At 77.3% G+C, this 26,939-nt stretch carries 29 protein-coding genes and 1 riboswitch; of the genes, 14 read left to right on the plus strand and 15 right to left on the minus strand.

From position 1 onward, the window contains the following. Positions 1 to 132: 132 nt before the first annotated feature. A riboswitch (cobalamin riboswitch) is annotated at positions 133 to 200 on the plus strand. Between the two features lie 52 nt (positions 201 to 252). Both cobN and ABQ292_RS13660 read left to right on the plus strand, forming a co-directional pair. Then, positions 253 to 3,873, plus strand: a complete 3,621-nt coding sequence (gene cobN / locus ABQ292_RS13655) for a cobaltochelatase subunit CobN (RefSeq protein ID WP_369207207.1) — start codon at positions 253 to 255, stop codon at positions 3,871 to 3,873. Between the two features lie 203 nt (positions 3,874 to 4,076). Continuing rightward, a complete protein-coding gene (locus ABQ292_RS13660; RefSeq protein WP_369207209.1) occupies positions 4,077 to 4,226 on the plus strand; it encodes a hypothetical protein in 150 nt (49 codons plus the stop codon). A gap of 25 nt (positions 4,227 to 4,251) precedes the next feature. On the opposite strand, the gene ABQ292_RS13665 is transcribed toward ABQ292_RS13660, so the two are convergent. From ABQ292_RS13665 to ABQ292_RS13675, 3 genes are read right to left on the minus strand one after another with little or no spacing between them, the layout of a single operon-like run. Beyond that, positions 4,252 to 5,022 (minus strand): adenosylcobinamide-GDP ribazoletransferase, encoded by a 771-nt coding sequence (locus ABQ292_RS13665; RefSeq protein WP_369207211.1) that lies wholly within the window; start codon positions 5,020 to 5,022, stop codon positions 4,252 to 4,254. A 19-nt stretch (positions 5,023 to 5,041) separates the two neighbouring features. Next, a complete protein-coding gene (gene cobU / locus ABQ292_RS13670; RefSeq protein WP_369207213.1) occupies positions 5,042 to 5,563 on the minus strand; it encodes a bifunctional adenosylcobinamide kinase/adenosylcobinamide-phosphate guanylyltransferase in 522 nt (173 codons plus the stop codon). Next, on the minus strand, positions 5,560 to 6,123 hold the full coding sequence (locus ABQ292_RS13675) for a histidine phosphatase family protein (protein ID WP_369207215.1): 564 nt from the start codon (positions 6,121 to 6,123) through the stop codon (positions 5,560 to 5,562). Before ABQ292_RS13675 ends, cobU begins: the two co-directional genes overlap by 4 nt. A 91-nt stretch (positions 6,124 to 6,214) precedes the next feature. Here ABQ292_RS13675 and ABQ292_RS13680 point away from each other — a divergent pair, with 91 nt between their 5' ends. Both ABQ292_RS13680 and ABQ292_RS13685 read left to right on the plus strand, forming a co-directional pair. After that, positions 6,215 to 7,003 (plus strand): Fic family protein, encoded by a 789-nt coding sequence (locus ABQ292_RS13680; RefSeq protein ID WP_369207217.1) that lies wholly within the window; start codon positions 6,215 to 6,217, stop codon positions 7,001 to 7,003. Positions 7,004 to 7,054: 51 nt separating this feature from the next. Next, positions 7,055 to 8,023: an aldo/keto reductase gene (locus ABQ292_RS13685; protein ID WP_369207219.1), complete on the plus strand. Its 969-nt coding sequence runs from the start codon at positions 7,055 to 7,057 to the stop codon at positions 8,021 to 8,023. 116 nt (positions 8,024 to 8,139) lie between these two features. Here the strand turns inward: ABQ292_RS13685 and ABQ292_RS13690 are convergent, their stop codons facing one another. Beyond that, the gene (locus tag ABQ292_RS13690) at positions 8,140 to 9,006 is read right to left on the minus strand and encodes an HAD family hydrolase (RefSeq protein ID WP_369207221.1); all 867 of its coding nucleotides are present in this window, start codon (positions 9,004 to 9,006) and stop codon (positions 8,140 to 8,142) included. Positions 9,007 to 9,133: 127 nt separating this feature from the next. Here ABQ292_RS13690 and ssd point away from each other — a divergent pair, with 127 nt between their 5' ends. From ssd to ABQ292_RS13725, 7 genes are all read left to right on the plus strand, one after another. Further along, positions 9,134 to 10,249, plus strand: coding sequence for a septum site-determining protein Ssd (ssd, locus tag ABQ292_RS13695; protein ID WP_369207223.1), 1,116 nt, complete (start codon positions 9,134 to 9,136; stop codon positions 10,247 to 10,249). Continuing rightward, positions 10,246 to 11,385: a TadA family conjugal transfer-associated ATPase gene (locus tag ABQ292_RS13700; RefSeq protein ID WP_369207225.1), complete on the plus strand. Its 1,140-nt coding sequence runs from the start codon at positions 10,246 to 10,248 to the stop codon at positions 11,383 to 11,385. The genes ssd and ABQ292_RS13700 overlap by 4 nt, the downstream gene beginning before the upstream one ends. After that, positions 11,382 to 12,179 carry a type II secretion system F family protein gene (locus ABQ292_RS13705; RefSeq protein ID WP_369207227.1) on the plus strand — a complete coding sequence of 266 codons (798 nt, stop codon included), beginning with the start codon at positions 11,382 to 11,384 and terminating at the stop codon, positions 12,177 to 12,179. Before ABQ292_RS13700 ends, ABQ292_RS13705 begins: the two co-directional genes overlap by 4 nt. Positions 12,180 to 12,189: 10 nt before the next feature. Next, positions 12,190 to 12,924 (plus strand): type II secretion system F family protein, encoded by a 735-nt coding sequence (locus ABQ292_RS13710; RefSeq protein ID WP_369207229.1) that lies wholly within the window; start codon positions 12,190 to 12,192, stop codon positions 12,922 to 12,924. Between the two features lie 149 nt (positions 12,925 to 13,073). Continuing rightward, entirely contained in the window at positions 13,074 to 13,427 is a 354-nt protein-coding gene (locus ABQ292_RS13715) for a DUF4244 domain-containing protein (protein ID WP_369207231.1), read from the plus strand. Positions 13,428 to 13,516: 89 nt separating this feature from the next. Next, positions 13,517 to 13,864 (plus strand): TadE family type IV pilus minor pilin, encoded by a 348-nt coding sequence (locus ABQ292_RS13720; RefSeq protein ID WP_369207233.1) that lies wholly within the window; start codon positions 13,517 to 13,519, stop codon positions 13,862 to 13,864. Continuing rightward, positions 13,861 to 14,220, plus strand: coding sequence for an Rv3654c family TadE-like protein (locus tag ABQ292_RS13725; protein ID WP_369207235.1), 360 nt, complete (start codon positions 13,861 to 13,863; stop codon positions 14,218 to 14,220). The genes ABQ292_RS13720 and ABQ292_RS13725 overlap by 4 nt, the downstream gene beginning before the upstream one ends. 6 nt (positions 14,221 to 14,226) lie before the next feature. Here ABQ292_RS13725 and ABQ292_RS13730 read toward each other — a convergent pair whose 3' ends face one another. Next, complete coding sequence (locus ABQ292_RS13730) at positions 14,227 to 14,640, minus strand: YybH family protein (RefSeq protein WP_369207237.1); 414 nt, start codon at positions 14,638 to 14,640, stop codon at positions 14,227 to 14,229. Further along, positions 14,637 to 16,232: a purine-cytosine permease family protein gene (locus tag ABQ292_RS13735; protein WP_369207239.1), complete on the minus strand. Its 1,596-nt coding sequence runs from the start codon at positions 16,230 to 16,232 to the stop codon at positions 14,637 to 14,639. The genes ABQ292_RS13730 and ABQ292_RS13735 overlap by 4 nt, the downstream gene beginning before the upstream one ends. A 144-nt stretch (positions 16,233 to 16,376) precedes the next feature. Between ABQ292_RS13735 and ABQ292_RS13740 the strand changes: the two genes are divergently transcribed. Beyond that, entirely contained in the window at positions 16,377 to 16,958 is a 582-nt protein-coding gene (locus tag ABQ292_RS13740) for a cupin domain-containing protein (RefSeq protein WP_369207241.1), read from the plus strand. Between the two features lie 22 nt (positions 16,959 to 16,980). Further along, entirely contained in the window at positions 16,981 to 17,664 is a 684-nt protein-coding gene (locus ABQ292_RS13745; protein ID WP_369207243.1) for a cyclase family protein, read from the plus strand. A gap of 5 nt (positions 17,665 to 17,669) precedes the next feature. Here the strand turns inward: ABQ292_RS13745 and ABQ292_RS13750 are convergent, their stop codons facing one another. Together ABQ292_RS13750 and ABQ292_RS13755 are read right to left on the minus strand one after the other, a co-directional pair. Beyond that, positions 17,670 to 18,254 (minus strand): SDR family oxidoreductase, encoded by a 585-nt coding sequence (locus ABQ292_RS13750; RefSeq protein WP_369207245.1) that lies wholly within the window; start codon positions 18,252 to 18,254, stop codon positions 17,670 to 17,672. Further along, complete coding sequence (locus tag ABQ292_RS13755) at positions 18,254 to 18,964, minus strand: SDR family NAD(P)-dependent oxidoreductase (protein ID WP_369207247.1); 711 nt, start codon at positions 18,962 to 18,964, stop codon at positions 18,254 to 18,256. Before ABQ292_RS13755 ends, ABQ292_RS13750 begins: the two co-directional genes overlap by 1 nt. A gap of 148 nt (positions 18,965 to 19,112) precedes the next feature. On the opposite strand from ABQ292_RS13755, the gene ABQ292_RS13760 reads away from it, so the two are divergent. Beyond that, positions 19,113 to 19,745, plus strand: coding sequence for a hypothetical protein (locus ABQ292_RS13760; RefSeq protein ID WP_369207249.1), 633 nt, complete (start codon positions 19,113 to 19,115; stop codon positions 19,743 to 19,745). 32 nt (positions 19,746 to 19,777) lie between these two features. Here ABQ292_RS13760 and ABQ292_RS13765 read toward each other — a convergent pair whose 3' ends face one another. The 7 genes from ABQ292_RS13765 to ABQ292_RS13795 all read right to left on the minus strand — a co-directional run bounded on the left by ABQ292_RS13765 (position 19,778) and on the right by ABQ292_RS13795 (position 26,928). Next, complete coding sequence (locus ABQ292_RS13765; protein WP_369207251.1) at positions 19,778 to 20,506, minus strand: PIG-L deacetylase family protein; 729 nt, start codon at positions 20,504 to 20,506, stop codon at positions 19,778 to 19,780. 144 nt (positions 20,507 to 20,650) lie between these two features. Continuing rightward, positions 20,651 to 21,202, minus strand: a complete 552-nt coding sequence (locus ABQ292_RS13770) for a hypothetical protein (protein ID WP_369207253.1) — start codon at positions 21,200 to 21,202, stop codon at positions 20,651 to 20,653. Positions 21,203 to 21,292: 90 nt separating this feature from the next. Then, complete coding sequence (locus ABQ292_RS13775) at positions 21,293 to 22,063, minus strand: HAD family hydrolase (protein WP_369207255.1); 771 nt, start codon at positions 22,061 to 22,063, stop codon at positions 21,293 to 21,295. Then, entirely contained in the window at positions 22,060 to 23,211 is a 1,152-nt protein-coding gene (gene wecB / locus ABQ292_RS13780) for a non-hydrolyzing UDP-N-acetylglucosamine 2-epimerase (RefSeq protein WP_369207257.1), read from the minus strand. The genes ABQ292_RS13775 and wecB overlap by 4 nt, the downstream gene beginning before the upstream one ends. After that, positions 23,208 to 24,272 (minus strand): ATP-grasp domain-containing protein, encoded by a 1,065-nt coding sequence (locus ABQ292_RS13785; protein ID WP_369207259.1) that lies wholly within the window; start codon positions 24,270 to 24,272, stop codon positions 23,208 to 23,210. The genes wecB and ABQ292_RS13785 overlap by 4 nt, the downstream gene beginning before the upstream one ends. Beyond that, a complete protein-coding gene (locus ABQ292_RS13790) occupies positions 24,269 to 25,480 on the minus strand; it encodes an exosortase/archaeosortase family protein (protein WP_369207261.1) in 1,212 nt (403 codons plus the stop codon). The genes ABQ292_RS13785 and ABQ292_RS13790 overlap by 4 nt, the downstream gene beginning before the upstream one ends. Further along, positions 25,477 to 26,928, minus strand: a complete 1,452-nt coding sequence (locus tag ABQ292_RS13795; RefSeq protein ID WP_369207263.1) for a glycosyltransferase family 2 protein — start codon at positions 26,926 to 26,928, stop codon at positions 25,477 to 25,479. The genes ABQ292_RS13790 and ABQ292_RS13795 overlap by 4 nt, the downstream gene beginning before the upstream one ends. Positions 26,929 to 26,939 lie beyond the last annotated feature (11 nt).

The following is a 26,939-nucleotide window of genomic DNA, read 5'->3' on the forward strand; positions in this document are numbered from 1 at the left end:
GCCCCCCGGCGGGGGGGGGGGCGCGGGGGGGGGGGGGCGGGGCGGGCGGGGGGCCGGCCCCCCCCACGAGTCCGCGCACCGTGGAGCCCGTCGGTGCGGGCGGTACCGTCAGGCCACCACGGCAGTGCGCGCAGGAAGCCGGTGCGAACCCGGCGCGGTCCCGCCACTGTGTCCCCGGACTCCCGGGGGAGCCAGACACTCCGGCTGCCGTGCCCGACGACCCGGGGCGCGGACCCCGAGTGAGGACGCAGCGTGTTCGCCCTGCTCTCCACCAGTGACACCGACCTGCTCTCCGCCCGCGCCAGCGGCGCGGACTGGCGGCTCGGCAACCCCGTCCGGCTCGGCGACGACGGCGTCGCGGCGCTGACCGAGGGGGCGGACCTGGTCGTCGTCCGCATCCTCGGGGTGCGCCGGCAGTACGAGGAGATGCTCGCGCCGCTGCTCGCCGGGCCCGCGCCGGTCGTCGTCCTCGGCGGGGAGCAGGTGCCCGACGCCGAGCTGATGGAGCTGTCGACCGTCCCGATGGGCGTGGCCACCGAGGCGCACGGCTACCTCGCGCAGGGCGGGCCGGACAACCTCGTGCAGCTGCACCGGTTCCTCTCCGACACCGTGCTGCTCACCGGCGAGGGCTTCGAGCCGCCCGCCGTCGCGCCCGACTGGGGCGTCCTGGAGCGCACCGCCGGCACCACGAGCGGCCCGCGGATCGCCGTCCTCTACTACCGGGCGCACCACCTGGCCGGGAACACCGCCTTCGTCGAGGCCCTGTGCCGCGCGGTCGAGGACGCCGGCGGTCGGGCGCTGCCGGTGTTCACCTCCTCGCTGCGCAGCGTCTCCGACGAGCTGCTCGACGTCCTGCGCACCGCCGACGCGCTGGTGGTCACCGTGCTCGCGGCCGGCGGCTCGCGCCCGGCCACCGCGCAGGCCGGCGGGGACGACGGCGCCTGGGACGTCGGCCAGCTCGCCTCCCTCGACGTGCCGGTCGTCCAGGGGCTGTGCCTGACCCGCTCGCGCGCGGACTGGCTGGCCGACGACGACGGGCTCTCGCCGCTCGACGTCGGCAACCAGGTCGCGATCCCGGAGTTCGACGGCCGGCTGATCAGCGTGCCGTTCTCGTTCAAGGAGACCGACGAGGACGGCCTGACCACCTACGTCGCCGACCCCGAGCGCGCCGCCCGCGTCGCCGGCACCGCCGTCGCGCACGCCCGGCTCCGGCACACCCCGCCGGCCGAGCGCCGGATCGTGGTCATGCTGAGCGCCTACCCGACCAAGCACGCCCGGATCGGCAACGCCGTCGGCCTGGACACGCCCGCCTCGGTCGTGCGGCTGCTGGCCGCCATGCACGGCCAGGGCTACGACGTCGGCCCGTTCGACGGCCCCGACGCGCTGCCCGGCGTGGCCGACCTCGACGGGGACGCGCTGGTGCACGCGCTCATCGCCGCGGGCGGCCAGGACGCCGACTGGCTCACCGACGAGCAGCTGTCGGGCAACCCGGTGCGCATCCCGGCGGCGGAGTACCGGGCGTTCTTCGAGACGCTGCCGGAGGACCTGCGCGCGGCGATGACCGAGCACTGGGGCCAGGCCCCCGGCTCGCTGTTCGTCGACGAGAGCGACGGCGCGATCGTCTTCGCCGCGCTGCGGGCGGGCAACGTCGTGGTGATGGTGCAGCCGCCGCGCGGTTTCGGCGAGAACCCGATCGCGATCTACCACGACCCCGACCTGCCGCCCTCGCACCACTACCTGGCCGCCTACTGGTGGTTGCGGTCGGTCTTCGGCGCGCACGCGCTGGTGCACGTGGGCAAGCACGGCAACCTCGAGTGGCTGCCCGGCAAGACCGTCGGCCTGTCGGCCTCGTGCGGGCCCGACGCCGCGATCGGCGACCTGCCGCTGGTCTACCCGTTCCTCGTCAACGACCCCGGCGAGGGCTCGCAGGCCAAGCGCCGCGCGCACGCCACGCTGGTCGACCACATGGTGCCCCCGATGGCGCGGGCCGACTCCTACGGCGACATCGCCCGGCTGGAGCAGCTGCTCGACGAGCACGCCAACATCGCGGCGATGGACCCCGGGAAGCTGCCCGCCGTCCGCGCGCAGATCTGGACGCTGCTGCAGGCGGCCAAGCTCGACGCCGACCTGGGGCTCAACGAGCGGCCGGCCGACGAGCACTTCGACGAGATGATCCTGCACGTCGACGGCTGGCTCTGTGAGATCAAGGACTCGCAGATCCGCGACGGCCTGCACGTGCTGGGCACCCCGCCGTCGGGCTCGGCCCGCGTCGACCTGGTGCTGGCCATGCTGCGGGCCCGGCAGATCTGGGGCGGCGCGGTCGCGCTGCCCGGGCTGCGGGAGGCGCTCGGCCTGACCGAGGACGGCTCCGCCGGGCTGCACGCCACCGACGCCGTCGAGGCCTCCGCCGAGGCGCTGGTCGCCGGCATGGAGGACCGCGGCTGGACGGCGGACGCCGTCGACGTGGTCGTGCGGGAGGTCCTGGGCCGCGAGGACGAGGGCGTGGCCGCCGTCCTGCGGTTCGCCGTCGACGAGGTGGTGCCGCGGCTGGAGCGGACCACCGACGAGCTGGACGCGACCCTGCACGCCCTCGAGGGCGGCTACGTGCCGGCCGGGCCGTCGGGCTCGCCGCTGCGCGGGCTGGTCAACGTGCTGCCGACCGGGCGCAACTTCTACTCCGTCGACCCGCGGGCGGTGCCGTCGCGGCTGGCGTGGGAGACCGGGCAGGCGATGGCCGAGTCGCTGGTGTCGCGGTACCTGGCCGACACGGGCGAGTACCCGCCCTCGGTCGGGCTGTCGGTCTGGGGCACCTCGGCGATGCGCACCTCGGGCGACGACGTCGCCGAGGTGCTGGCCCTGCTCGGCGTGCGCCCGGTGTGGGACGAGGCGTCGCGGCGGGTGACCTCGCTCGAGCCGGTGCCGCTGGACGAGCTCGGCCGGCCGCGGATCGACGTCACCGTGCGCATCTCGGGCTTCTTCCGGGACGCCTTCCCGCACGTGGTGACCATGCTGGACGACGCGGTGACCCTGGTGGCCGGGCTGGACGAGCCCGCGGACCGGAACTTCGTGCGGGCGCACGTGGACGCCGACGTCGCCGGCCACGGCGACCGCCGGCGGGCGACCACGCGGGTGTTCGGCTCCAAGCCCGGTGCCTACGGGGCGGGGCTGCTGTCGCTGATCGACTCGCGGGACTGGCGCGGCGACGCCGACCTGGCCGAGGTGTACGCGGTGTGGGGCGGTTACGCCTACGGCCGAGACCTCGACGGGGTGCAGGCGCGGCCGGACATGGAGGCGGCCTACCGGCGGATCGCGGTGGCGGCCAAGAACGTCGACACCCGCGAGCACGACATCGCCGACTCCGACGACTACTTCCAGTACCACGGCGGGATGGTGGCGACCGTCCGCGCGCTGACCGGGAAGGCGCCCGCGGCCTACATCGGCGACTCCACCCGGCCCGAGCAGGTGCGCACCCGCTCGCTGACCGAGGAGACCTCGCGGGTGTTCCGTGCCCGGGTGGTCAACCCGAAGTGGCTCTCGGCGATGCGCCGGCACGGCTACAAAGGCGCCTTCGAGCTGGCCGCCACGGTCGACTACCTGTTCGGCTACGACGCCACGACCGGGGTGGTGGCCGACTGGATGTACGAGCAGCTGACCCAGACCTACGTGCTCGACCCCGAGAACCGCGCGTTCATGGAGCAGTCCAACCCGTGGGCGCTGCACGGGATAGCCGAGCGGCTGCTGGAGGCGGTGGACCGGGGCATGTGGGCCGAACCGGACCCGGCGCTGCTGGCCGAGCTGCGGCAGGCCTACCTCGACACCGAGGGCGACCTGGAGGGCGGCGAGACCCCGGCTCAGCAGGGTGCGTCGGCCTGAAGGAGGACCCTCCCGCCCCGCCGCTCGCACGCTCGCGGCGGGCCCCTGCAGAAGGGCCACCACACGGGTTCGCGCGCTCGACTACTGGGTACCTGACCTGCATGGGCATCCTGAACCGACTCCTCGGAACTGCTGAGACCACGGCTCGTCGGGGCGCCGCCGGAGGCCGCGCCACCGCGGGGCGTGCCACGACCGGGCGCGGCATGGGCCGCACCACCGGCACCGGCCGCGGCATGGGCCGCACCCGCATGTCCGCCGGCACCCCGACCCGCCGCATGGGCCGCGGGGCACCGACCACGGCGGCCTCTGGCGGGCTGGGCCGGCTGCTCGGCTCGCTGACCCGCCGCCGCTGACGGCCGGCGCCGGACCGCGGTCCGGCTAGGCGAACGACCCGAGGGCGGCGGCGGCCACGAGCACGACGGTCGCCGCCGCCTCGCCCATGGCCCCCATCACGTCCCCGGTGACCCCGCCGAGGCGGGCGGTGGCGCGCACTCGTACGGTCTCGGCCGCGAGCAGCCCGGCGACTGCCGCGCCGACCAGTCCTGCGGCGGCGCCAGGACCCGTCGCCAGCCACGCCGCCGCTCCTGCGAGCACGCCGGCGGTGAGCGCCCAGCCGGCCAGCCACGGCGCCGAGACGGTGCCGGCGACGGCCCGACCCAGCGTCGAGCCCTCGGCGGTCGTCACGCCGGGCAGGCCGGTGCGGGCCATCGCCAGCCGGGCCACGACCACCGCCGCCCACAGCGCGAGCCAGCCGCCGTCCCGCTCGAGCAGGGCCGCCGCGGCCGCCGCCTGCAGCAGCAGTGTGAGCACGAGCGTGACCACCCCGAACGGGCCGACGTCGCCCTGGTGCATCACCTGCAGCGCCCGCTCGCGGCCACGGAGCGGTCCCAGGCCGTCGGCGGTGTCGGCCAGGCCGTCGAGGTGCAGCGCCCGGGTCAGCGCCGCCAGCAGGGCCAGTGCCGCCACCGCCCCGGCCAGCGGGGACACCAGGTGCGCACCGAGCACGCCGACGCCGGCCGCTGCGCCGCCCAGCGCCAGCCCGACCAGCGGCGCCCACGGCAGCACCCCGCGGGTCGAGGTCGCGGCGGCCGCGGGCACCCGGACCACGGTGAGCAGCGCGACCGACTCCAGGGGTCCGGTCCACCTCACCGTGCCGGCCTCCGCGTGCTCACCGCAGTCGCTGGGGCAGGCCGGCCACCACGAACCAGACCTCGTCGGCGGTGCCGGCCAGCCGCTGGTTGACCTCGCCGAGGGTGTCGCGGAACAGCCGTCCCGACCGGGTCTCCGGCACCACCCCGAGGCCGACCTCGTCGCTGACCGCCACCACGTGCGCCGGCGTCATCGTCCAGGAGTTGACCAGCGCGTCGCAGCGGCCGGCCAGCCGGTCGAGCGCGCCGGGCTCGTCGGCCCAGACCCCGGTCTCGTCCATGAGCGCCGCCACCCACGTGGTCACGCTGTCGACCAGCACTGTGCCGCCGCGCAGCAGGTCGCTGGGCGCCGTCGTCTCGAGCGTCGTCCACCCGGCCGGGCGGCGGGCGCGGTGGGCGGCCACCCGCCGCGCCCACTCGCCGTCGCCGGCGGCCGGCGTCGACGTGGCCAGGTAGACGACGTCGGCGCGGCCGGCCACCAGTGACTCGGCGTGCGCCGACTTCCCCGACCGCGACCCGCCGAGCACGAGCACCCGGCTCACGGTGCCGCCACCGCGGTGAGGTCCAGGCGGGTCACCGTGCCGTTGTGCGGCGTCACCGCCGGCATCTCCGCGGGGCCGAGCCCGGCCGCGACCGCCTGTGCGGCCCGGATGGTGTCCCCGTGGGTGACCAGCGCGACCACGTCGGCCGGCGGCTCGGCCCGCAGTCGCGCGAGGAGGTCCGCGACCCGCGCGTGCAGCTGCGCCAGGCTCTCCCCGCCCTCGGCCGACCAGTGCGGATCGGTCCAGTCGACGACGTCCCACAGCTCCCGGGAGGGCCGGCCCTCCAGCACCCCGTAGCCCTGCTCGCGCAGCGCCGGCGTGGTGGTGAACGGCAGCCCGGTGGCGCGGGCGCAGTGCTCGGCGGTCTGCACCGCCCGGCGCAGGTCGCTGGACAGCATCGTCCCCGGCCGCAGGACGGCCAGCTCGCGCGCCGCGGCCGCGGCCTGCTCGTGCCCCAGCCCGGTGAGCGGCACGTGCGCCGTCTGGCCCTGCATGAGCCCGGCGGCGTTCCACTCGCTCTGGCCGTGCCGGACGAGGAGGAGGGTGAGCGGACGGGCCATGGTGGTCGCCGAGCGTAGGACAGCGCGAGCGGCGGCTCCGGACGGGGACGGCCCCGTCGGGACGGACCCGGGCGGCTCGTACCGTCGGGACGTGACCATCCCCGTCCGACCGGGGGCCGGCCGCCCAGCGGCCTCGCCCGCCGGTCCCGACCCGCTGGCCCCGCTGCTCGAGCTCCCCGGGGTCCGCGAGGCCGCCGACGCCGCGCGCGCGGGCATCGACCGGCTGCTGGCGCACCGGCTGATGCGCAACCGGTCGGCCGAGGTCAGCAGCGAGTCGGCGCTGCGCGGCGCCCGCGCCTCCGCGGCCCTGGACGGGGTGGACGTGCCCCTGGCCGACCTGCGCGCCGGGTCGGTGGACGACCCGGTCGTGCAGGGCTCGCTGCGGGTCTCGGTCGGGCTCGGGTCGATGGTCGAGACCTGGTCGCGGGCGCCCGGTCAGGTGCTCGCCCGGCTGCACGTGCTGGCCGCCGCCGACCTGGTCGACCGCGCCGACCTCGGCCGGCCCGCACCGCACGCCGGGCCCCGGCTGAACGGCCTGTTCCAGGTGGTCACGAGCACCTCGACGGTGCCGGCGGTGCTGGTCGCCGGCCTGGTGCACGGCGAGCTGGCCGCCCTCGCGCCGTTCGGCACCGCCGACGGCGTCGTCGCCCGCGCCGCCGGCCGGCTCACCACGATCGGCCGCGGGCTGGACCCCAAGGCCGTGTCGGTGCCCGAGGTCGGCCTCGCCGAGCTGGGCACCGAGGAGTACCGGGCGCGCCTGGCCGGCTACGCCTCCGGGGGACCCGACGGCGTGGCCGCCTGGCTGGTGCACTGCTGCCGGGCCACCGAGCTCGGCGCCCGCGAGGGCCTGGCCATCGCCGAGGCCATCCTGCGCGGCTGACCGCCCGCCGTCCGCCCTGCGACTCCGGCCGGCCCGGGAGAGGGTGGGGAGGTGCGCTACCTCGACGTCGACCGGGTCGGCCGGGTCAGCCGGATCGGCCTGGGCACCTGGCAGTTCGGCTCCCGGGAGTGGGGCTACGGCGAGGGCTACGCCTCCGGGGCGGCGAAGGACATCGTGCGCCGCGCCCGGGAGCTGGGCGTGACGCTCTTCGACACCGCCGAGGTCTACGGCTTCGGCCGCAGCGAGCGGATCCTCGGCGAGGCGCTGGGGAACGAGCGCGCCGAGGTCGTCGTCGCCTCGAAGCTCTTCCCGGTGGCCCCCTTCCCGCCGGTGGTCCGCAACCGGCTCGAGGGCAGCGCCCGGCGGCTGGGGCTCGAGCGGATCCCGCTCTACCAGGTGCACCAGCCCAACCCCGTCGTCCCCGACACCGTGACGATGCGCGGGCTGCGCGCACTGCTCGACGAGGGCAGCATCGGCGCCGTCGGCGTCTCCAACTACTCGCTGGCGCGCTGGCAGGCCGCCGACGCCGCCCTGGGCCGGCCCGTGGTCAGCAACCAGGTGGACTTCTCCCTCGCCCGCCCGGGTGCACTCGAGGACCTGGTGCCCTTCGCCGAACGCGAGCAGCGGGTCGTCATCGCCTACAGCCCGCTGGCACAGGGCCTGCTCGGCGGCCGCTACGACACCGACCACCGGCCGGGTGGCGTGCGGGCGGCCAACCCGCTGTTCGGCACGCAGAACCTGCGCCGGGTGCAGCCGCTGCTCGACGTCCTCCGCGAGGTCGCCGACGCGCACGGCGTGCGTCCCGGGACGATCGCGCTCGCCTGGCTGGTCTCGCTGCCGCAGGTGGTGGTCATCCCCGGCGCGTCCGGCGTGGAGCAGATGGAGGCCAACGCCGCGGCCGCCGACGTCGACCTGCGCCCCGACGAGCAGGAGGCGCTCACCCGGGCGGCGCGGGCGTTCACGCCGGTGTCGGCCGTCCGCACGCTGACCGACGGCATCCGGGAGCGGCTCCCGTTCTGAACAGCGGCCCGCCTGCAGGGACCCACCGCGAGCCCCCACGGCCGCGTCCAGAGGCTCGCCCCGAGCTCGCGAGGGGTGAGGGGGACGGGGTCCTTCCAGGGAGGCAGGAGGGCCCTTCAGGCGCCGCGGCGCCGCCAGCGGCCGACGGCGGGGACCGCGGGCACCGGGGGCACGGCCGGCGCGACCGCAGCCGACACGACGCGCAGGGCCCGCCGCCGCGCGTACCAGGCCAGCCCCGCGACCGCCGCGCCCACGCCCATCGCCGCACCGGTCACCACCGGCGACGGCGGCACCGGGAACCGCGAGCGCATGGCCACCGGCCGGGTGAACTCCAGCACCGACCAGCCCCGCTCGGCGGCGGCCCGGCGCAGGGCCCGGTCGGGGTTGACCGCCGTGGGGTGCCCGACCGCGCTCAGCATGGGCAGGTCGGTGACCGAGTCGCTGTAGGCGTAGCAGTCGGCCAGGTCGTAGCCGCTCTCGGCGGCCACCTGCCGCATCGCCACGGCCTTGTTCTGGCCGTAGGCGTAGAAGTCGATCTCGCCGGTGTAGTGGCCGTCGACGGTCACCATCCGCGTCGCCACCACACGGTCGGCGCCGAGCATCTCGCCGATCGGCTCGACCATCTCCGCGCCGCTGCTGGAGACGATGACGATCTCCCGCCCGGCCGCCCGGTGCTCCTCGATGAGGTCGGCGGCCTCGGCGTAGACCAGCGGGTCGACGATCTCGTGCAGGGTCTCCCGGACGATGTCGTGCACCGTCGCGACGTCCCAGCCGGTGGCCATCCGGGTGATCTGCGCCCGCATCCGCTCCATCTGCTGCGCGTCGGCGCCGGCGAGGGAGAAGGTGAACTGCGCGTAGGCGCCCTTGAGCACGGCACGGCGGTTGATCAGCCCGCCCGCGAAGAAGGGGCGGCCGAAGGCCAGGGTGCTGGACTTGGCGATGACCGTCTTGTCCAGGTCGAAGAACGCCGCAGCGCGGGTCACAGCTCACGACTGTAAGCGGATCGGGCGGTGCCGACGGGCACGCGCGCGCCGTCCACACCCCTCCGGGTCATCCACAGAACCCGGCCGCGGCACCGCCCCGGCTCCGCGCTGCGCTGGGCTGGGCCGCGTGCCCACCCGCCTGCCCTCCCGCCCGTCCTCCGTCCCGCGCTCGCGTCCGCTCGTCGTCAGCACCGACGAGGACCTCCTCGACGACCTCCTCCGCCTCCTGGCAGCGGCCGGCACCGAGCCGGAGGTCGCCACCGGCGGTCCGGCGCTGCGGCGGGCCGCCCGGGAGGCCGCGGTCGTCCTGCTCGGCGCCGACGTCCTCGCCAGCCCGGCGGTCCGCGCACTGCCCCGACGGCCGGGCGTGGTGGTCGTCGCGGCGGACCCGCTGCCCGCGCCGGCGTGGGCGGCGGCGGTCGAGCTGGGTGCCGAGCGCGTCGCCGTCCTGCCCGACGACGAGGCGTGGCTGGTGTCCCGCGCCGCCGACGCCGTGCGCTCGCCGGTCGAGCGCGGGTGGCTGGCCGTGGTCAGCGGCAGCTGCGGCGGCGCCGGCGCGAGCACGCTGGCCGCCGCGCTGGCCGTCACCGCGGCGGAGGACACCGAGGGCGTGCTGCTGGTCGACGCCGACGCGTGGGGCGGCGGGCTGGACCTGCTGCTGGGCGCCGAGGACGCCGAGGGGCTGCGCTGGCCGGCGCTCACCGGGGTGCGTGGCCGGGTGGCCGGCGACGCCCTGCTCGCCGTCCTGCCCGGGGTCGGCGGGGTGCACGTGCTGGCCGCCTCTCGGGAGGACCCCGCACCGTTGCCCGCCGAGGCGCTGACCGCGGTCGTCGACGCCGCCCGTGCCTGCGGGTGGCCGGTGGTGGTCGACCTGCCCCGGCCCGGCCCGCGGGGCGACGGGCTGGCCGAGGCCGTGCTCGCCGAGGCTGACCTGGCCGTGCTGGTCGTCCCCGCGCGGCTGCGCGCGGCGTCGGCCGCCCGGCTGCTGGTCTCCGGTCCACCGGGTGGCCCGGCGCCCTGGTCGGCGGCCCGCCTGGTCGTGCGTCCGGCGGCCGGCGGCCTGTCGGTACAGGAGGTGGCGACCGTGGCCGGCCGCCCGGTGACCGCGGAGCTGGGCCACGACCGCGGTGCCCTGCCGCGCGGTGAACGGGGCGAGCCGCCGTCCGTGGCGCCGCGCAGCCCCCTCGGTGCGCTCACCCGCCGGCTGCTGGGCGAGCTCGACCGGTCCCGGTGGGCGGCGTGAGCGCGCTGCCGCTGGTCGAGCGGGTCCGCGCCCGCCTCGCCCTCGAGCCCGGACCGCCCAGCCGGGCGGCCGTCGCCGCGCTGGTGCGGGAGGAGGCCGGCCTGCTCGGGGACGCCGACGTCCTCGACGCGGTGCGCGACGCGGTCCACGAGCTGGCCGGCGCCGGACCGCTGGAGCCCCTGCTGCGCGAACCCGCGGTCACCGACGTCCTGGTCAACGGCCCCGCCGAGGTCTGGGTGGACCGCGGCGCCGGCCTCGAGCGCGCCGGGGTGCGCTTCCCCGACGAGGACGCCGTCCGCCGGCTGGCCGTGCGGCTGGCGGCCAGCGCCGGACGCCGCCTCGACGACGCCGCGCCGTGGGTGGACGCCGGCCTGCCCGACGGCACGCGTCTGCACGCGGTCCTCCCGCCGGTCTCGGGAGCCGGCACCTGCCTGTCGCTGCGGGTGCTGCGCCGCTGCTCCCTGGGGCTGGCGGAGCTCGCCACGCACGGGACGCTGCCCGGTGCGTCGGAGGGGCTGCTGCGGGCGGTGCTGGACGCGCGACTGGCCTTCCTCGTCACCGGGGGCACCGGGTCGGGCAAGACCACCCTGCTGTCCGCGCTGCTCGGCGAGGTGCCCGACGGCGAGCGCATCGTGCTGTGCGAGGACGCCTCGGAGCTGACGCCGGCCCACCCGCACGTCGTCCGGCTGCTCACCCGCCCGCCCAACGTCGAGGGCGTCGGCCGGGTGACGCTGCGCGACCTGGTGCGCCAGGCGCTGCGGATGCGGCCGGACCGGCTGGTGGTCGGCGAGGTCCGCGGCGCGGAGGTGACCGACCTGCTCGCCGCACTGAACACCGGGCACGACGGTGGCTGCGGCACCCTGCACGCCAACCGGCCGGGGGAGGTGCCGGCACGGCTGGAGGCACTCGGGGTGGCCGCGGGCCTCGACCGCAGGGCCGTGCACAGCCAGGCGGCGGCCGCGCTCGCGGTCGTCGTCCACCTGCGCCGCACCACGGCGGGACGCCGGGTGGAGGAGATCGGCGTGGTCCGCCGCGACGGTGACCTGGTGACCGTCGAACCGGGCTGGCGTGCCGACGGCGGCCCGTGCCCGGGGGAGCTGCGGCTGGTCGCGCTGCTCGACGGGACGGCGGCGTGACCGGCGCGCTGGTCCTCGTCGCGACGGCGGTGCTGCTCTGGCCCGGCCGGTCCGCGCACCGGCGCCGGCGGTTGCGCCGGCTGACCCGCGCGGGGAGGGCGCACACCCGGTGGGCGGCCTCGGTCCCGCCGTCGGCGTGGCCCGGGTCGGCCGCGGTCCTCGCCGCCGTCGGAGGGGCGGTGCTGAGCACCCCGCTGGTCGCCGCCCTGGCCGGCGTCCTCGCCGGTGGGGCCGTCCGCGCCGTCGTCCGCCAGCGGGCGCACCGCCGCGACGACGAGCGGCTCGACGCCCTCGCCGACGCGCTCGCCGCCCTGGCCGCCGAGCTCCGCAGCGGCCGTCCGTTGGAGGCGGCGACCCAGGCAGCCGTCGTCGTGTGCGCCGACGAGTCGAGTGCCGGGGCGCTCGCCCGTGCCCTCCGTGCGCCGGAGGCGAGTACCCCGCCGGCGCGGTCGGACCTCGACCGCGCGCTCGAGCGGGTCGCCGCGGCGGTGCTGCTCAGCGCCCGTACGGGCTGCTCGCTGGCCGCGGTGGCCGGCGCGGTCGAGGACGACCTGCGCGCCCGCCGGCGGCAGCGGCTGGAGCTGCGCTCGGCGACCGCCGGTCCGCGCGCCAGTGCCGCGCTGCTGGCCGGGCTGCCGCTGCTGGCGCTCGCGATGGGCAGCGGCATCGGCGCCGACCCGTGGGCGGTCCTCACCACGACCGCGGCCGGGCAGGTGCTGCTCGTCCTCGGCGTCGCCCTGGAGGCCGTGGGGCTCGCGTGGTCGGCACGGCTGGTCCGGCGGGCACTGCGGTGAGCGGGACGCCGTGACGCCTTCCCTGGCGGCGCTGCTGCTCGCCGCCGCGCTGTGCGCCTGGCCGTCGCCCACCGCGCGGCTGACCGCTCGCGTGCGGGCCGTGGCCCGGTTGCCCGGCCCGTCGCCCACGGCCTCCCCGCCGGTCGTCGAGACGCCGCCCGGCGGCAGCCGGCGCTTCCTGGTCCCGGTGGCAGCCGGCCTCGCGACGGCCCTGCTGCTCGGAGGGCCGGCTGGCGCCGTGAGCGGGCTGGTCGCCGCCGTGCTGGCCGATCGGCTGCTGCAGCGCGCGACGGGCCGGGACGACGGCGGCGAGCAGGTGACGGCGGAGCTGCCGGTGGCCTGCGACCTGCTGGCCGTCTGCCTCGGCGCGGGCCTGCCGGTCGGCAGCGCGCTGGCCGCCGTCGCGCCGGCACTCCCGGGTCCGCTGGGCGAGGCGCTCGCCACCGTCGCCGGCCGGCTCCGGCTGGGCGCGGCTCCGCACGTGGCCTGGAGCGCCACGCCGGCCGAGCTGGCCGGGCTGGGCCGCGTGCTGGCCCGGGCGGGGGAGTCCGGAGCCGCGGCCGTACCCGCGCTGCACACCCTCGCCGGCGAGGCGCGCACCGCGGCCCGCAGCCGCACCGACGCCGGGGTGCGCCGGGCGGGCGTCTGGGTGCTCGCCCCGCTGGGGCTGTGCTTCCTCCCTGCCTTCGTCTGCCTGGGGATCGCGCCGCTGGTCATCGGCATCGCCGGCCAGGTGTTCGGGTGAGCGGTGTTCGGGTGAGCGGTGTTCGGGTGAGCGGTGTCCACAGGCCGGCGGGTTCCCCACAGATCCGGCCGACACCTGGAGACGTCCACCGGGCGCCGCGAGGGTCGGTGCGTGCCCCGCGGACCGGGGCCGGACCCCGAGGAGGACACGTGACCGCCGACCACCCGCCCGCTCCCCAGACGGCTGCTCATCAGCCCGACCCCGAGCAGCCCGGACCCGAGCAGCCCGACCCCGAGCAGCCCGACCCCGAGCAGCCCGGACCCGAGCAGCCCGGACCCGAGGACGCCGCGTCCCCGGCGACGCCGTCCCGCCGCGAGCGGCTCACCGACCGCTGGGCCCGGGTCGCCGCCACCGCCGAGGCCGGCATGAGCACCGCCGAGTACGCCGTCGGCACCGTCGCGGCCTGCGCCTTCGCCGCGGTGCTCTACCGCGTGGTGACCGGTGGCTCGATCGTCAGTGCACTCGGCGACCTGGTCGAGTCCGCGCTCGGCGTCCTGTCCTGACCGTGCGACGGCCGCGACGGGCGCCACGGCCACGACGGCCGCGACGGCTGCTGCACCGTGGCGTCCGGGCGGGCGGGCGGGAGGCCGGCATGGTGACCGCCGAGACCGCCGTCGTGCTGCCGGTGCTGCTGCTGGTGCTGGCCGCGGTCGTCGCCGCCGTCGTCGTGGTCGGGGCGCAGCTGCGCTGCGTGGACGCCGCCCGGGAGGGCGCGCGGGCCGCCGCCCGCGGCGAGGACCCCGCCGTCGTCCGTGCCGTCACCGCCTCCGCGGCCCCCGACGGGGCGGTGACCACGGTGTCGGTCGAGGGAGCGGAGGTGCGGGTGACCGTCAGCGCCGAGGTCGCCCCGCTGGGCGCGGTGCGCCTGGGCGTCGGCGTCGCCGCGACCGCGGTCGCCCGGCTGGAACCCGGGGTCGTCGCCAGCGGAGGTGGGGGATGAGGACCGGGGAGCGGGAGCGCGGGTCCGCGACCGTCTGGGCCGTGGCGCTCGCCGGGGTCCTCGCCGCCGTGGGCCTGGCCGCGGTGCTGGTGGGCGCCGCGGTCGTCGCCCGGCACCGGGCCGGCTCCGCGGCCGACCTGGCCGCCCTCGCCGCCGCGTCCCGGGCGGTCGTGGGCGACCCGGCCGCCTGCACGACCGCCGACGAGGTGGCGCAGGTCAACGGCGCCGGTCTCACCGCCTGCACCGTGGGGGACGGCGCGGTCGTCGAGGTGAGCGTCGAGGTGGGCGTCCGGCTGGGACCGCTGGGCACCCGGCGGGCGACGGCGACCGCCCGGGCGGGACCGGTACGGCCGTGAGCGCGGCTACCCGGCCGCCCCGGGGGCGGGCGAGAGGTGCTCGTGGACGGCCAGCCACCGACCGGACGGGTCACGGGAGAAGACGATCGTCTCGCGCTCCCGCAGCTCCTCCCGCCCCGCCCGGGTGGACACCGTGGTGTGCACCGCGTGGGTCAGCACGGCGGTGTCCCCGAGGACCTGGACGTGCGTGCCGGAGGTCTCGCAGCCCAGCACCCGGAAGTCGTCCTCCCGCACCCAGGAGGCCCACTCCTGCCGGTACTCCTCGCGGGAGGTCAGCAGCCGGTCGGTGCCGTGGAACAGGAAGGTGGCGTCCTCGCGGAAGCAGCCGAGGTACTCCTCCAGGTCGTTGCGGCCGAAGGCCGCCACGAGGACGGCGGACGCCTGCCGCACCTCGGCGGCGACGTCGGTGTGCCGGCTCACCGGTCGACCGGCTCCCCGGCGACCGGCTCGCCGGCGACCGGCTCCCCGGCGACCGGCTGCGGGCGGCGCCCGGCGCGGTGCACGGAGGCGCGCGGGTCGTCGGTCACCGGCGTCACCGTGGCCTCCTTCGCCGGGACCAGCCGCGGGCCGGCCGGTCCGAAGACGTACCGGGGCTCGGGGAAGGCGAACAGCAGCGCCAGGTAGACGACCGTCGCGAGACCGAGGGACATGGGCAGGCTGATGTCCACCCCGCCGGCCGCGTCGGTGAAGGGGCCCACGATCAGCGGCGGGTAGTTGGCGAACAGCAGACCCACGATCGCCGAGGGGACCCACGCGGCCATCCCGCGCCAGTTCACCCCGCCGCTGAACCAGTAGCGCCCGCCGACCCGGCCCTGGTTGAAGACCTGCACGTCCTCGGGCGAGTAGTACCCGCGGCGCACCCAGTAGCCGATCATCATGATGATCATCCAGGGCGTCGTGCAGATGACGATCGCGCCGATGAAGGCGTTGACGCTGGCCAGCAGGTCGAACACCAGCCGGCCCACCAGGATGAAGGCGAAGGCCAGCGTCCCGATGACCAGCGACGCCTGCACCCGGTTGAGGCGGGGGAAGACCGAGGAGAAGTCCAGGCCCGTCCCGTACAGGGAGGTCACGCCGGTCGACATGCCGCCGAGGAACGCCACGACCATGAGCAGGACGGCGTACCAGAGCGGCGAGATCTGGATCAGCGCGAAGACGTAGTCGACCTCGCCGGCGACGAGGGTCGCCGTCCCGACGCCGAAGAGGAACGGCACCAGCGTGGCCAGCTGGCCGAGGAAGGTCGCCCCCATCAGCCGCGACGGGCGGGTGTCGGCCGGGATGTAGCGCGACCAGTCGCCGAGGAAGGCCCCGAAGCTGACCGGGTTGCCCATGACGATCAGCGCGGACAGCACGAACGTCGGCCAGAAGCCGCCGAGCGCGTAGGCCTCCGGGCCCGGGTCGTATCCGAAGTCGAACAGCGTGGCGTACGCGACCAGCCCGAGCAGCATCAGCGTCGTGTTGGCCAGCACCACGACCTTGTTGACCAGCAGCATCAGCTGGTAGCCGTAGATGACGACCACGATCACCAGGGCGCCGAGGACGGCGTAGATCACCCCGCGGAGCAGGTCGGAGTCGCCGGTCCCGAAGAGCCGGGTGGCGGCGCCGACGAGGGCGTCCCCGCTCACCCACACCGAGATCGAGTAGAACGAGATCGCCGTCAGCAGGGAGAGGAACGACCCCAGGACGCGGCCGCGGACGCCGAAGTGCGCGCCGGAGGAGACCGCGTTGTTCGTGCCGGTCCGCGGGCCGAACAGGCCCATGGGCATGAGGATCAGCGCTCCGACGACCACGCCGACGACGGTCGCGGCCACGGCCTGCACCAGGTCCAGGCCCAGCAGCACCGGGAAGGTGCCGAGGATGACCGTGGCGAAGGTGTTCGCCCCGCCGAACTGGATCCGGAACAGGTCGAAGGGACCCGACGTCCGTTCCGCGTCCGGGATCGTGTCGATCCCGTGCTGCTCCACCTCGGTGACCCGTGGCCGCCGCTGCTCGGCGACCTCTGCTCCACTCACGTGCACCTCCCGCTGAGGCGGTGGACGCGCCACCGCAGTGCGCAGAGGGTAGAGCCGGGTTGCCTGTGGGACAACGATCGTTTCCCAGAATCCACCCGGCATGCTGAGATGCGGGGGACGATCGACGACGAGGGGGGGGGCGCCGTGGCGGGCGAGGTCCGGCGGCCCCCGAGGCCCCACGACCCGGCGGACGCCCGCGTCGGCGCCCGGCTCCGGGCCGCCCGGCAGGCCGCAGGGCGCACGCTCACGGCCGTCGCCGAGCAGGCCGGGCTGACCAAGGGCTTCCTCAGCCGCCTGGAGCGCGACGAGGTCTCGCCGTCGGTCGCCACGCTCGTGACCCTGTGCGGCGTGCTCGGCATCGCCGTCGGCCGGCTCTTCGAGTCGCCCGCGACCGCGCTGGTGCGCGCGGCGGAGGCCCCGCCGATCGACTTCGGGGGTCAGGGCGTGCGCGAGGTCCTGCTGACCGCGGGCGCACGGCGCGAGCTGCAGGTCATCCGGTCGGTCGTCGAGCCCGGCGGCGGAGGCGGCGACGAGCTCTACTCCCTCGCCTGCGACGCCGAGTTCGTCCACGTGCTCCGCGGCCGGCTGCGACTGCTGCTCCCGGGCGAGGTGGTCGACCTGGACGAGGGCGACGCGCTCACGATGCCCGGCGCGACGCCGCACACCTGGCTCAACCCGTCGACGACGACCTGTGAGGTCCTGTGGGTCCTCACGCCCGCCCTGTGACCGCCGACCCCGAGGAGCCCCGGTGACCGGTCCTGCCCCGTCCGTCCGCGAGGTGGTCGACCTCTCGCACCCCCTGGACGACGACACCCCCGTGTACCCGGGCGACCCGGTGGCCCGCTTCAGCCCCGCGGCCACCGTCGGGGCCGACGGCTACAACGTCCTGCACGTGCGGATGGGCTCGCAGACCGGCACGCACGTCGACGCGCCGTACCACTTCCTCGAGGACGGCGCCCGCATCGACGAGCTCCCGCTCGAGTACTTCCTCGGGCCGGCCGTCGTCGCCGACGTCCGCGGGAAGCCGCCGCACGGCCGGATCGAGTGGACGGACCTGGCGCCCTGCGCCGCCCGGCTCGGCCCCGGCCGGATCCTGCTGCTGCGCACCGGGTGGGACGAGCACTGGGGGACCGACGCCTACTTCGACCACCCGTACCTGACCGGGGACGCCGCCGCCCGTGTCGTGGCCGCCGGCGTCCGGACCGTCGGGCTCGACGCGCTCAGCCTCGACGAGACCGTGGTCGGTGGCGCACCCGCTGACGGGTTCGCCGCCCACCTCGAGGTCCTCGGCGCCGGCGGTGTGATCGTCGAGAACCTGCGGGACCTGGGGGCGGTGCCGGCCGAGGACCCGGTGGTCAGCGTGCTGCCGCTGCGGCTGGCCGGCGCCGACGGCGCCCCGGTGCGGGCGGTGGCGTTCCGGCTGGGGCGCTGAGCACCTCAGGGCCGCAGCGGCCCGCCGCGGCCCAGGGTGAGCAGCTGCCCGACGACCGAGCCGGCCGCGTCGCCGCAGAGATAGGACACCGCGGCGGCCACCACCGCGGGGGACGGCGGTGCGCCGGGGTCGGTGACGACCTCGTTGACCGTGACGGCGTCCGGGCCGAGGTCGCGGGCGAGGGTCTTGGTCAGCGCGACCAGCGCCCCCTGCACCGCCGCGTCGGCCGTGGTCTGCGGGCGGTCGGCCGTCGTCCACCCGCTGCCGAGGAAGACCAGCCGACCGGCGCCGGACCGGCGCAGCGCCGGCGCGGCCGCCCGGGCCAGCCGGAAGGCGGGCGTGAGGCAGGCCATCACGTCGGCGTACCAGCGCGCGGGGTCGCTGCCGGGGAAGGGCCCGGGCGAGGGCCGTCCCACCGCGCAGACGAGGGCGTGCAGCGCGCCGTCCCCGACGGCACCGGCGACGGCGCCGTCCGGGTCGGCCGCGGGCCCGACGGCGGTGACGCGCAGGCCGTCGGCGGTCAGCCGCGCGACGACGGCATCGGCGACCGCGGCGTCGTCGCACCGGACGAGGGCCGTGCGGTCGGCCATCAGATGGTCGCTCCCGCGTTCGGTGAGAGGACCTGGCCGGAGAGCGCCGTCCCCGCCTCGAGCAGGAACAGCGCGGCGGCGGCGATCTCGTCGGGACGGATCAGCCGCTGGACCGGCAGCGTGGCCAGGAAGTCGGCCGACCGCCAGGGTGAGGTGTCCTCGAGCATGGGCGTGTCCGCCGCCCCGGGCGCGACGGTGTTGACGGCGACGCCCGTGCCGCCGACCTCGGCGGCCAGCGCCCGGGTGAACCCGACGATCGCGCCCTTGCTCGCGGCGTAGTGGACGTCGCCCTGGCTGCCGCCGACCCCCAGGTCCGAGGAGACGGTGACGACGCCGCCCTCACCGCGGGACACCATCCGGGGGACGACGGCGGCGCAGGCGTTGGCGGTGCCGGAGAGGTTGACCGCCATCATCCGGTGCCAGCGGAGGTCGTCGATCTCCTCGACGGGGAGCATCTCGTACACGCCGGCCGCGGTGACCAGCGCACCGACGGGACCGAGCTCGCGCTCCACCCGGTCGACGGCCGCCTCGACCGCGGCCGCGTCGGTCACGTCCACCTCGACGCCCAGCGCGGTCGCCGCGCTGGGCCGCAGGTCGATCCCGGCGACCCGCCAGCCGGCGGCGGTCAGCGCCCCGGCGACCGCCGCGCCGAGGCCGCTGGCGGCGCCGGTGACGACCGCGACGCCGGGCCGGCTCGAGTCGTCGGCCACGCCACCTCCTGCGTCGGCCCCGCGGCGCGGGTCCCCGGCGACCGCCGGCTGCGCGGTCGCCGGCCAGTCTGTCAGCCGCGCGCCGGTCCGCATCCCCGACGTCGGGCCGCGAGGGGTCACCGGGCGCCCGGTCGGGTAGCCGGACGGCATGGACCTGCTCTCCCTGCCCCGTGCCGTCACGGCGTCCGCGCTCGCCCTGGGCACGGCGCTGCGCGGCGCACGCGTCTTCCACCCCCGGGGGCACGCGTCCACCGGGACCGTCGTGGTCGACGGCGGGGGCAGCTGGGGCGCCCGGGTCCTCGACGAGGCAGGCAGCCACGACGTCGTGGTCCGCGTCTCGCGCGGAGCCGGGCTGCCGGAGCCGCTGCCCGACGTCGTCGGGCTCGCCATCCGGTTCGGGGGGCTGGGCAGGGACGGCGGGCCGCTGGACGTGCTGGTCAACACCTCGGGGGGCCCGCCCGGCCTGCGCCACCTGTTCCTGCCGGAGCCGCTCGGCCGGACGTTCTCCTCCGTGCTGCCCTACCGGACCGGCAGCGGCCGGGTCGTCCTGCTGGGGGCGCGCGGCGAGGGGACGGGCACGAGCTGGGAGCTGCTCGCCGCGTCGCTCACCGGCGGCTGGGCGCGGTGGGGGCGGCTGACGCTGGGCCCGGCGGTGCCCGACGCGCAGGCGGAGACCCTCCGGTTCCTGCCGACCCTGGGCGCCGACGACCTCCGGCCGGTCGCGCTCCTCCGCGCCGTGCGCGACCGCTCGTACCGGGAGAGCCAGGCGCTCCGCCGCTGAGGCGCTCCCGCCGGGGCGTCCGGTCGGCCGGGTCAGCCGGTGCGGGTGCCGGCGGACGGCGTGAGCGACCACGCGGCGGGCACCGCCTCGGGGGCGGCGAAGGAGGCGGGCGCGGGCGCGAGGTCGAGCACCATCCGGGTGGGCTGGAACGCCTCCGCGTAGCCGATGCGGGCCTGCGCTCCCCAGTGGCGGGCCGAGGCCACGACCGCGTCGGGCTCGACCATCGCCGACATCTCGACCTGGGAGGCGTGCGCGGCGAGCGCGGCGAGCTTGCCGGTCACGTAGGCCGTGACGTCGACGTAGACGGTCGGGGTGAAGGTCAGGGTCGACGGGCTCTGGTAGTGCAGGACGCGGGGCAGCCGCCGTGCCGCGGCGAGGGTGGCGCTCGCGACCGCCCGGTGGTCCTGGTGGCTGTCGTCCGGCGCGTGCACGTAGACGAGGTCGGCCCGGGTCGACTCCAGCACCTGCTCGATCAGGCGGACCGTGGAGGAGTCGGCCGCGACCTCGCAGTCGTGCAGGCCGCCCCACACCAGCCGGGCGCCCAGCAGCTCGGCCGCCCGCTCCTGCTCGGCGCGGCGGCCGGCGACGTGCAGGTCGTCACCGGGGCCGTTCTCCCCGCCGGTGACGACGAGCACCGTCACCGTGTCACCCGCCGCGGCGTGGGCCAGCAGGGCGCCGCCGCAGCCGAGCTCGATGTCGTCGGGGTGCGCTCCGATGGCCAGGACGCTGCGTCCCGTGCTCCCCGTCCGTCCGCCGTCCATGGCCGGTGTCCTCCACGACTCGAGGCGGCCTCCCCGCCCGACACCTCCTCATCGGCCGATCCGGCGCCCGCGTGCAGCACGACGGCCGGGCCTCCTCCTTCCGGGGGAGGACCGGCCGTCGGGGGGTCCGGCTCGCGCGCGACGTCAGGTCGACGGCGGGCCCCCGTCGGCGGCGGTGTCCGGCCGCAGGCGCCGGCGTCGGGAGACGGCCATCGACGCCGCCCCGACGACACCGGCGGCGACCAGGACCATCGGCGTGCCCAGGCCGTTGCCGTCGGCCGGCAGCTCGGTCGAGGAGGGGCAGGAGGTGCTGCCGTTCCGCGAGGCGGTGGCGTGCCGGCTGTGGACCTGCCACTCGATGCTCGCGTAGGACGCCGGGACCTGGACGGAGAAGGCGCCCTGGTGGGTGCCCGGTGCGAACGTCGTGACCTGCAGGCCGTCGAAGCGACCGGGGGTCAGGACGTTGTCGAAGCCCCTGGCCTCGGTCCAGGTCAGGGGAGTGGGGTTCTCGTAGCCGAAGACCGCCGTCCAGGAGCCGTCCCGTGCCGGGATGACACACGTCACCAGCGGCTTCATCGGTCCGCCGGCGGCCATCCCCGCCCCCGGTGTACCGAGCACCACGAGGGCACCCGCTGCCGCCGTCACCGCGAGGCGCGTCCCGCGCGACGGCCGCCGACGTCGCGTGTTGCCTGCCATGGTCGAACCCCCTCCTGACCGGGCGCACGACCGCCCACCAGAGGGCCATCGGCCGGCGGGGACGGCGGGTGGAGGCGTGCGGCCCCGGGATCACCCGCCCGGGGGGGACCACCCCGCGACGGTCAGGGGCGCACCGGCGCCGCGCAGCACCGCGAGGGCCAGGTCGGCGGCGGCGGGGAAGGAGTGGGTGACGGCCCACGCGGCCGGCCGGTCCGGCGCGGCGGCGTACTCGCCCTGCCGGACCCGGATCGCCCGGGCGCCCACCGCCGCCGCGACGGCGACGTCCTTGCCCGGACGGTCCCCGATGACCAGCAGCCGGTCGGCGGGGACCCCGAGCCGGCCGGCCAGCTCGAGCAGCCCGCCGGGAGCGGGCTTCCGCGCGGCCCGGCCGCCGAGCGTGTCGGTGACCAGGACGCTGCGGAACAGCGGGCCGAGCCCGGTCGCGGCGACCTTGGCCGCCTGGATCGCCGGGTCGCCGTCGGTCAGGCACCCGACGGCGGTGGCCCCCGCGAGGGCGGTGAGGGCCTCGACGACCCCCGGGTAGGGCGCGAGGACGTCGGGCGCGTGGGCGGTGAACGCCGTCACCAGGGCGGGGACCCGCACCCGCACCTCACCGGCGGGCACCCCGGCGGCCAGCAGCGCGCGGTCGATGGTGCCCCCGGTGTCGGACCCGGCGGCGAGCTCGCGCAGGAGGGCGGCGTGCACGCGGGCGCCGTCGAGCCCGGCCGCCGCGGCGGCGGCGCCGACGGCTTCGGCGGCGCCGGCCAGGTAGGAGGCCTGCGGGTAGAGCGTGTCGTCCAGGTCGACCACCACACCCAGCGGTGGTGGCCCCTCCCACGGGGGCACCGGCCCGGCGCTCACCAGGGCAGCCGCCCGTCGGAGAAGTCCGGCTCGTCGAGGGCGAGCAGCGCGTCGGTCGCCTCGTCGGCGAGCAGGGCGGCCACCTGCCGGCCGGTCGTCCCGTCGCCGTAGGGGCAGGGGAGCGCGGCGGCGCGGGCCTGGCCCTCGGCGGAGGTGTGCCGGGCGGCGGCGGCGAGGACGGCGTCGGCCGCGGCGTCATCGGCCAGGCTCGCCAGGGTGGTGGTCCCGGCCTCGACGCCCTCCCACCGGGGCGTGGACCCGCGCAGGACGACGGCGGGGACACCGAGGAAGGCCGCCTCCTCCTGGATCCCGCCGGAGTCGGTCACCGTGAGGCGGGCCGAGGCCAGTGCGCCCAGGAGGGCGTCGTACTCGACGGGGCCGGTGAGGGTGACGTCGGGGTGCGCCACCTCGGCGTCCAGACCGGTGGCCGCCAGCCGCGCCGCCGTGCGCGGGTGGACCGGGAAGGTCACCGGCCCGACGTGGTCGGCCAGGGCCCGCACGACCCCGACCAGGCGCTTGAGGCGCACCGGGTCGTCGACGTTGGTGGGCCGGTGGGCGGTGACGAGGACCCCGGTCCGCTCGGCCACGGGCACCGGGCGGACGCCGCGGGACACCAGGGTGTCGACCACCGGGTTGCCGACGACGAACACCCGCTCGGCGGGGACCCCCTCGGCCGCGAGGAAGGCCGCGGCCCGGCGGGTGGGGGCCAGGTGCAGCGCGGCGACCGCCGCGGCCACCCGCCGGTTGACCTCCTCGACACTGCGCGGGTTGAGGCTGCGCAGGCCCGCCTCCAGGTGCGCGAAGGGGATCCCGGCGCCGCGGGCGGCCAGGGCGTACGCGGGGACGGTGTTCGTGTCGCCGAGGGCCAGGACGACGTCGGGCCGCAGACGCGTCACCGCCCGCGCCGCGTCGCCGTGCAGGGCCCCGAGCCGGGCGGCCGGGTCGCCCGTCGGCAGCGTGAACCGGCAGCCGGGCGCGAGTCCCAGCGCCTCCTGCAGCCGCGTGGACAGCGCCGGGTCGGTGTGCTGCCCGGTGTCGACGACGTCGACGGCGTGCCCCGCGGCGGTCAGCGCGGACACCACGGGGGCGAGCTTGACCACCTCCGGCCGGGTGCCGAAGGGCACCAGGACGCGCCGGGCGCGGGTCATGCCCGCACCTGCGCGGTCTCGCAGGGGTCCGGCACCGGGCTGCCGTCGTCGGCGCTGTAGGTCTCGGCGAGGTACCGGCTCATCCGGACGCCGGGTGTGAACCAGAGCTGCGGGAGGTCCGCCCCGGGGTCGCGGATGCCGGTCAGGTACGTGCCGACGACGTCCGCGCCGGCCGCCAGCGTCAGCGGCAGCCCACCGGAGAAGCGCGGGTTGACCTCGACGACGGTGGCCCGGCCGTCGTCGGCCACGAACCCCTGCACGTTGGCCGGGCCGGTGAGCCGCACGGCCTCGAGTGCGCCGGCGACCACGTCGGTCACCACCGGCGAGTCGAAGGTGCTGCCCTTCACCGAGATGCCCGCCCGGGTGTCGTCCCTCCACCGCGGGACCACCGTGAGCAGCCGGCCGTCGCGGGCCACCAGGGCGTCGGCCGTGAACTCCCGGCCGCCCAGCCGCGTCTGCGCGATGAGCGACGGGTCCTCCCGCAGGGCCTCGACCACGGCCGAGCGGGTGTCCAGCGACCGCACGCCCCGGCTGCCCCGGCCCGCCCGCGGCTTCACCACCCACGGTCCCGGGACCTGCACCAGGCCGGCCCCGGTGTCCGTGGTGGCGGGGTGCGGCACGCCGGCCGCCCGCACGGTGCGCGCGAACGCGGCCTTGTCGCAGCACAGGGCCACGGCGGTCGGGTCGGGCAGCCACGTCGCCACGCCGGCCCGGGCCAGCTGCGTGGCACCCGCGGCGAGCGCCGGCAGCTCCTCGGCCACGGTCCCGATGAGGGCGTCGGCCCCGTGCGCCGTCGCCACGGCCACCAGGGCGTCGACGAAGCGGGCGTGGTCGGCGCGCGGGACGGTGGCGCCGGCGGTGGCCAGCGCCGAGCCGGCCGCCGTCGGGTCGGCGTCCACCCCGACGACCCGGTGGCCCAGGGCCACCAGGCGGCGGACCACGGCGACCCCGGCCGGGCCGCCGGCACCGGTGACGAGCACCGCCGGCCCGCCCGGTGCCGGGTGCTGCCGGTCCCCGGTCGGGGTCGGACGGGCCGGCCGGGCCGGCAGGGTCGAGGTCACCGGGGAGCCTCCGGGAGGTGGGGCGGGACGGGTGGGCGGGCGAAGGTGGCGGGGTGCGGGGGAGCGAGGGGGTCCGACCGCCGTCGCCGGGGCGCCGGCGGGGACCCGGCCGGCGGTCCGGCCGCGACCGGTGGGACGGCGATCCGGCAGACGGGCACCGTGCGCCGCGTCCCGGCGGGGGAGACCGGCGCCGGGTCGGGGGGACCGTGCTGCGGTCCCCGGGCCATCAGCCACCCCCGGGCCCACAGCCGCAGGGCGGCCACGCGGTCGCCGGTGACCGGTTCCCACTGGCGTGCGGCCACGGCCTCGGCGAGGGAGTCGAGGACGACGGGGTCCTCCTCGTAGGTGGCCACCGCCACCAGCGACGCGGCGTGCGCGCCCAGCCCGTCCGCGACCAGCTCGCGGATGCGCTGCACCCGCTGGTGCGCGGGCAGGTGCCCCAGCCGGTAGTCGATGCGCCGGGCCTCGCGGCGGGCGGCCAGCCACCCGGAGAGCCGGCGCGGGTAGACGTAGCGGTGCAGGAGCCCGGTGACCGTGGCCTGCCGTCGGCGCCCGCGCCGGACGTCGTCCTCCGGCGCGCGGTAGCCCAGTCCGGGTCGGGCCCAGCTGTCGGGGCGGCGCGCGGTGTGCCGGCCCTCGACGTCCTGCTCCGCCCGGTCGAGGGCCGGGAGGGCGATCCACACCATCAGCAGGAAGCCGCCGAGCGTCGCGACCAGGTTCCACAGGGTGCCGACCCAGTCGTGGAACCCCACCAGGGCGCCCTCTCCCCACCACAGGCCGGCGAGGGCGGAGACCAGCAGCCGTCCGTGGTTGAGGACCAGCAGGGCGGCGACGGCGACGAGCAGGCCCGCCACCGCGTGCAGTCCGCGGCTGCGCAGGACCACGGCGGTCAGCGCGACGAGCCCCAGCACCGACAGCACGGAGGAGCAGGACAGCGTGACGACCGCGTCGATGATCTCGCCGTCGTCGCGGAACAGCAGGACGTGCGTGGGCACGACGCCGGAGGCCCGCTCCGGCGCGATCCACTCCAGGACCCGGGCGAGGGCGGCCGCCTCCAGCACCTGCAGGGGCCGGGCGAGGTACCGGAAGCCGAGCAGGCAGATCGCCGCGGTGAGCACCAGGTCCAGCGCGACCGGCAGGAGCCGCCGGTTCGCCGCTCGCCACGCGCTGCGCCGGACCGGCGGGAGTGCCGGACCGCCGGCGGTCACCGTCCGCCCCCGGGCTGTCCGGGCCGTGCGGCCGCGGCGAACGAGCGCGGCCGCGTCCCGTGGACGGCCGCGGCGGCGGAGCCCGTGTCGTCGAGCGGGATCGCCGGCGGGACGGCGGCGTCCACCGTCGAGGTGGCGCCGGACCGCGTCGTCTTCACCCAGCTGTAGGGCCGGCCGAGCATGCCGTCGACGTAGGCGCGGGAGGTGATCCAGATGGACAGCGCGAAGGCGGGCAGGAAGCCGAGCAGCCGCCAGGCCGACCGCCGCTCCACCCGGCCGACCAGCAGGCCGACGCACAGCTCCGCCAGGGGGCCGATGAACAGCAGCATGGAGAGGGGCAGGAGCCCGATCACCGGCAGGTCGCCGACGCCGAACGCCCGCAGGACGGTGAGCAGCAGGCCCACGCCGCTGAGCATCGGCACGTGGTAGACGGCGAGGAACAGCGACGTCTCCACCTTCTCCAGCGGCGAGAGGTGGGGGGTGCGCATCAGGGGCCCCCAGTAGTCGCGCAGGCACTTCTGGTGGCCACGGGCCCAGCGGTAGCGCTGCTTCCAGAAGCGCTGCGCGCTGACCACCGCCTCCTCGAAGTCGATCGCCGAGACGTCGTAGCGCACCCGCTGCCCGGCCACGAGGACGCGCAGCGTGAGGTCGGTGTCCTCGGTGACCGTCTCGGGGTTCCACCCCCCGAGCGCGCGCAGCGTGGACATGCGGACGGCGCAGTTGGCCCCGCCGTAGGCGGGCAGCTCGAACAGGGCCTGGCGGCCGTACTCGTTGACCAGGTAGCCGGACAGGTAGTCGACGAAGACCGTGCCGGCCATGCGCGAGTCCCGGCCGTTGCGGATCACGCACCGGCCCATGACGGCGCCGACGACGGGGTCCCGGAAGTGCCGCACCAGGCGGCGCAGGGCCGAGGGCTCGGGCTCGTGGTCGGCGTCGAAGACGAGCACGACCTCGGCCTCGACCAGGTCCAGCGCGTCGTTGAGGGCGCCGGACTTCCCGCCGCCGGAGCCCGGGGGCCGGTGCAGCACGCGCAGCCGCGGCTCCCGCGCGGCCCAGGCGTCGAGCTTGGCGCCGGTGGCGTCCTCGGAGCCGTCGTCGACGACGACCAGGGTGAGCCGGTCGGGCGGGTAGTCCAGCGCCAGCAGCGCCGCGACCATCCCGTCGACGACGAGCTCCTCGTTCTTGCACCCGACGAGGACCGCGACCGGCGGGGTGTAGGTGTCCAGGCCCACGTCGGCGGCGAGCAGGTCGCGCTCGGCCCAGCGGGCGGCGGCGACGGCGAAGGCCAGGTGCCGGCAGAAGTAGACCCCGAAGACGACGTTCAGCGCGCCGGCGAGGACGCCGAGGGTGGGGTCGAGGCCGAAGGCGACCGCGGCCGCGGTGAGGGCGGCGGCGTAGCCGGCGAGGGCCAGCGGCCGGCCCTCCGGGCGATCGGTGCCGTGCGCCACGCACCCTCCTC

Origin of the sequence: Geodermatophilus maliterrae (genome assembly GCF_041018925.1) — a bacterium.
Lineage (GTDB): Bacteria > Actinomycetota > Actinomycetes > Mycobacteriales > Geodermatophilaceae > Geodermatophilus > Geodermatophilus maliterrae.

Bases quoted from the DNA above. Each gene is read 5' to 3' on its own strand.
- ABQ292_RS13765 (WP_369207251.1), bottom strand. From the start codon at position 20,506: ATGGACGGCGGACGGACGGGGAGCACGGGACGCAGCGTCCTGGCCATC.
- ABQ292_RS13725 (WP_369207235.1), top strand. From the start codon at position 13,861: ATGAGGACCGGGGAGCGGGAGCGCGGGTCCGCGACCGTCTGGGCCGTG.
- ABQ292_RS13770 (WP_369207253.1), bottom strand. From the start codon at position 21,202: ATGGCAGGCAACACGCGACGTCGGCGGCCGTCGCGCGGGACGCGCCTC.
- ABQ292_RS13750 (WP_369207245.1), bottom strand. From the start codon at position 18,254: ATGGCCGACCGCACGGCCCTCGTCCGGTGCGACGACGCCGCGGTCGCC.
- wecB (WP_369207257.1), bottom strand. From the start codon at position 23,211: ATGACCCGCGCCCGGCGCGTCCTGGTGCCCTTCGGCACCCGGCCGGAG.
- ABQ292_RS13720 (WP_369207233.1), top strand. From the start codon at position 13,517: ATGGTGACCGCCGAGACCGCCGTCGTGCTGCCGGTGCTGCTGCTGGTG.
- ABQ292_RS13660 (WP_369207209.1), top strand. From the start codon at position 4,077: ATGGGCCGCACCACCGGCACCGGCCGCGGCATGGGCCGCACCCGCATG.
- ABQ292_RS13675 (WP_369207215.1), bottom strand. From the start codon at position 6,123: ATGGCCCGTCCGCTCACCCTCCTCCTCGTCCGGCACGGCCAGAGCGAG.
- ABQ292_RS13760 (WP_369207249.1), top strand. From the start codon at position 19,113: ATGGACCTGCTCTCCCTGCCCCGTGCCGTCACGGCGTCCGCGCTCGCC.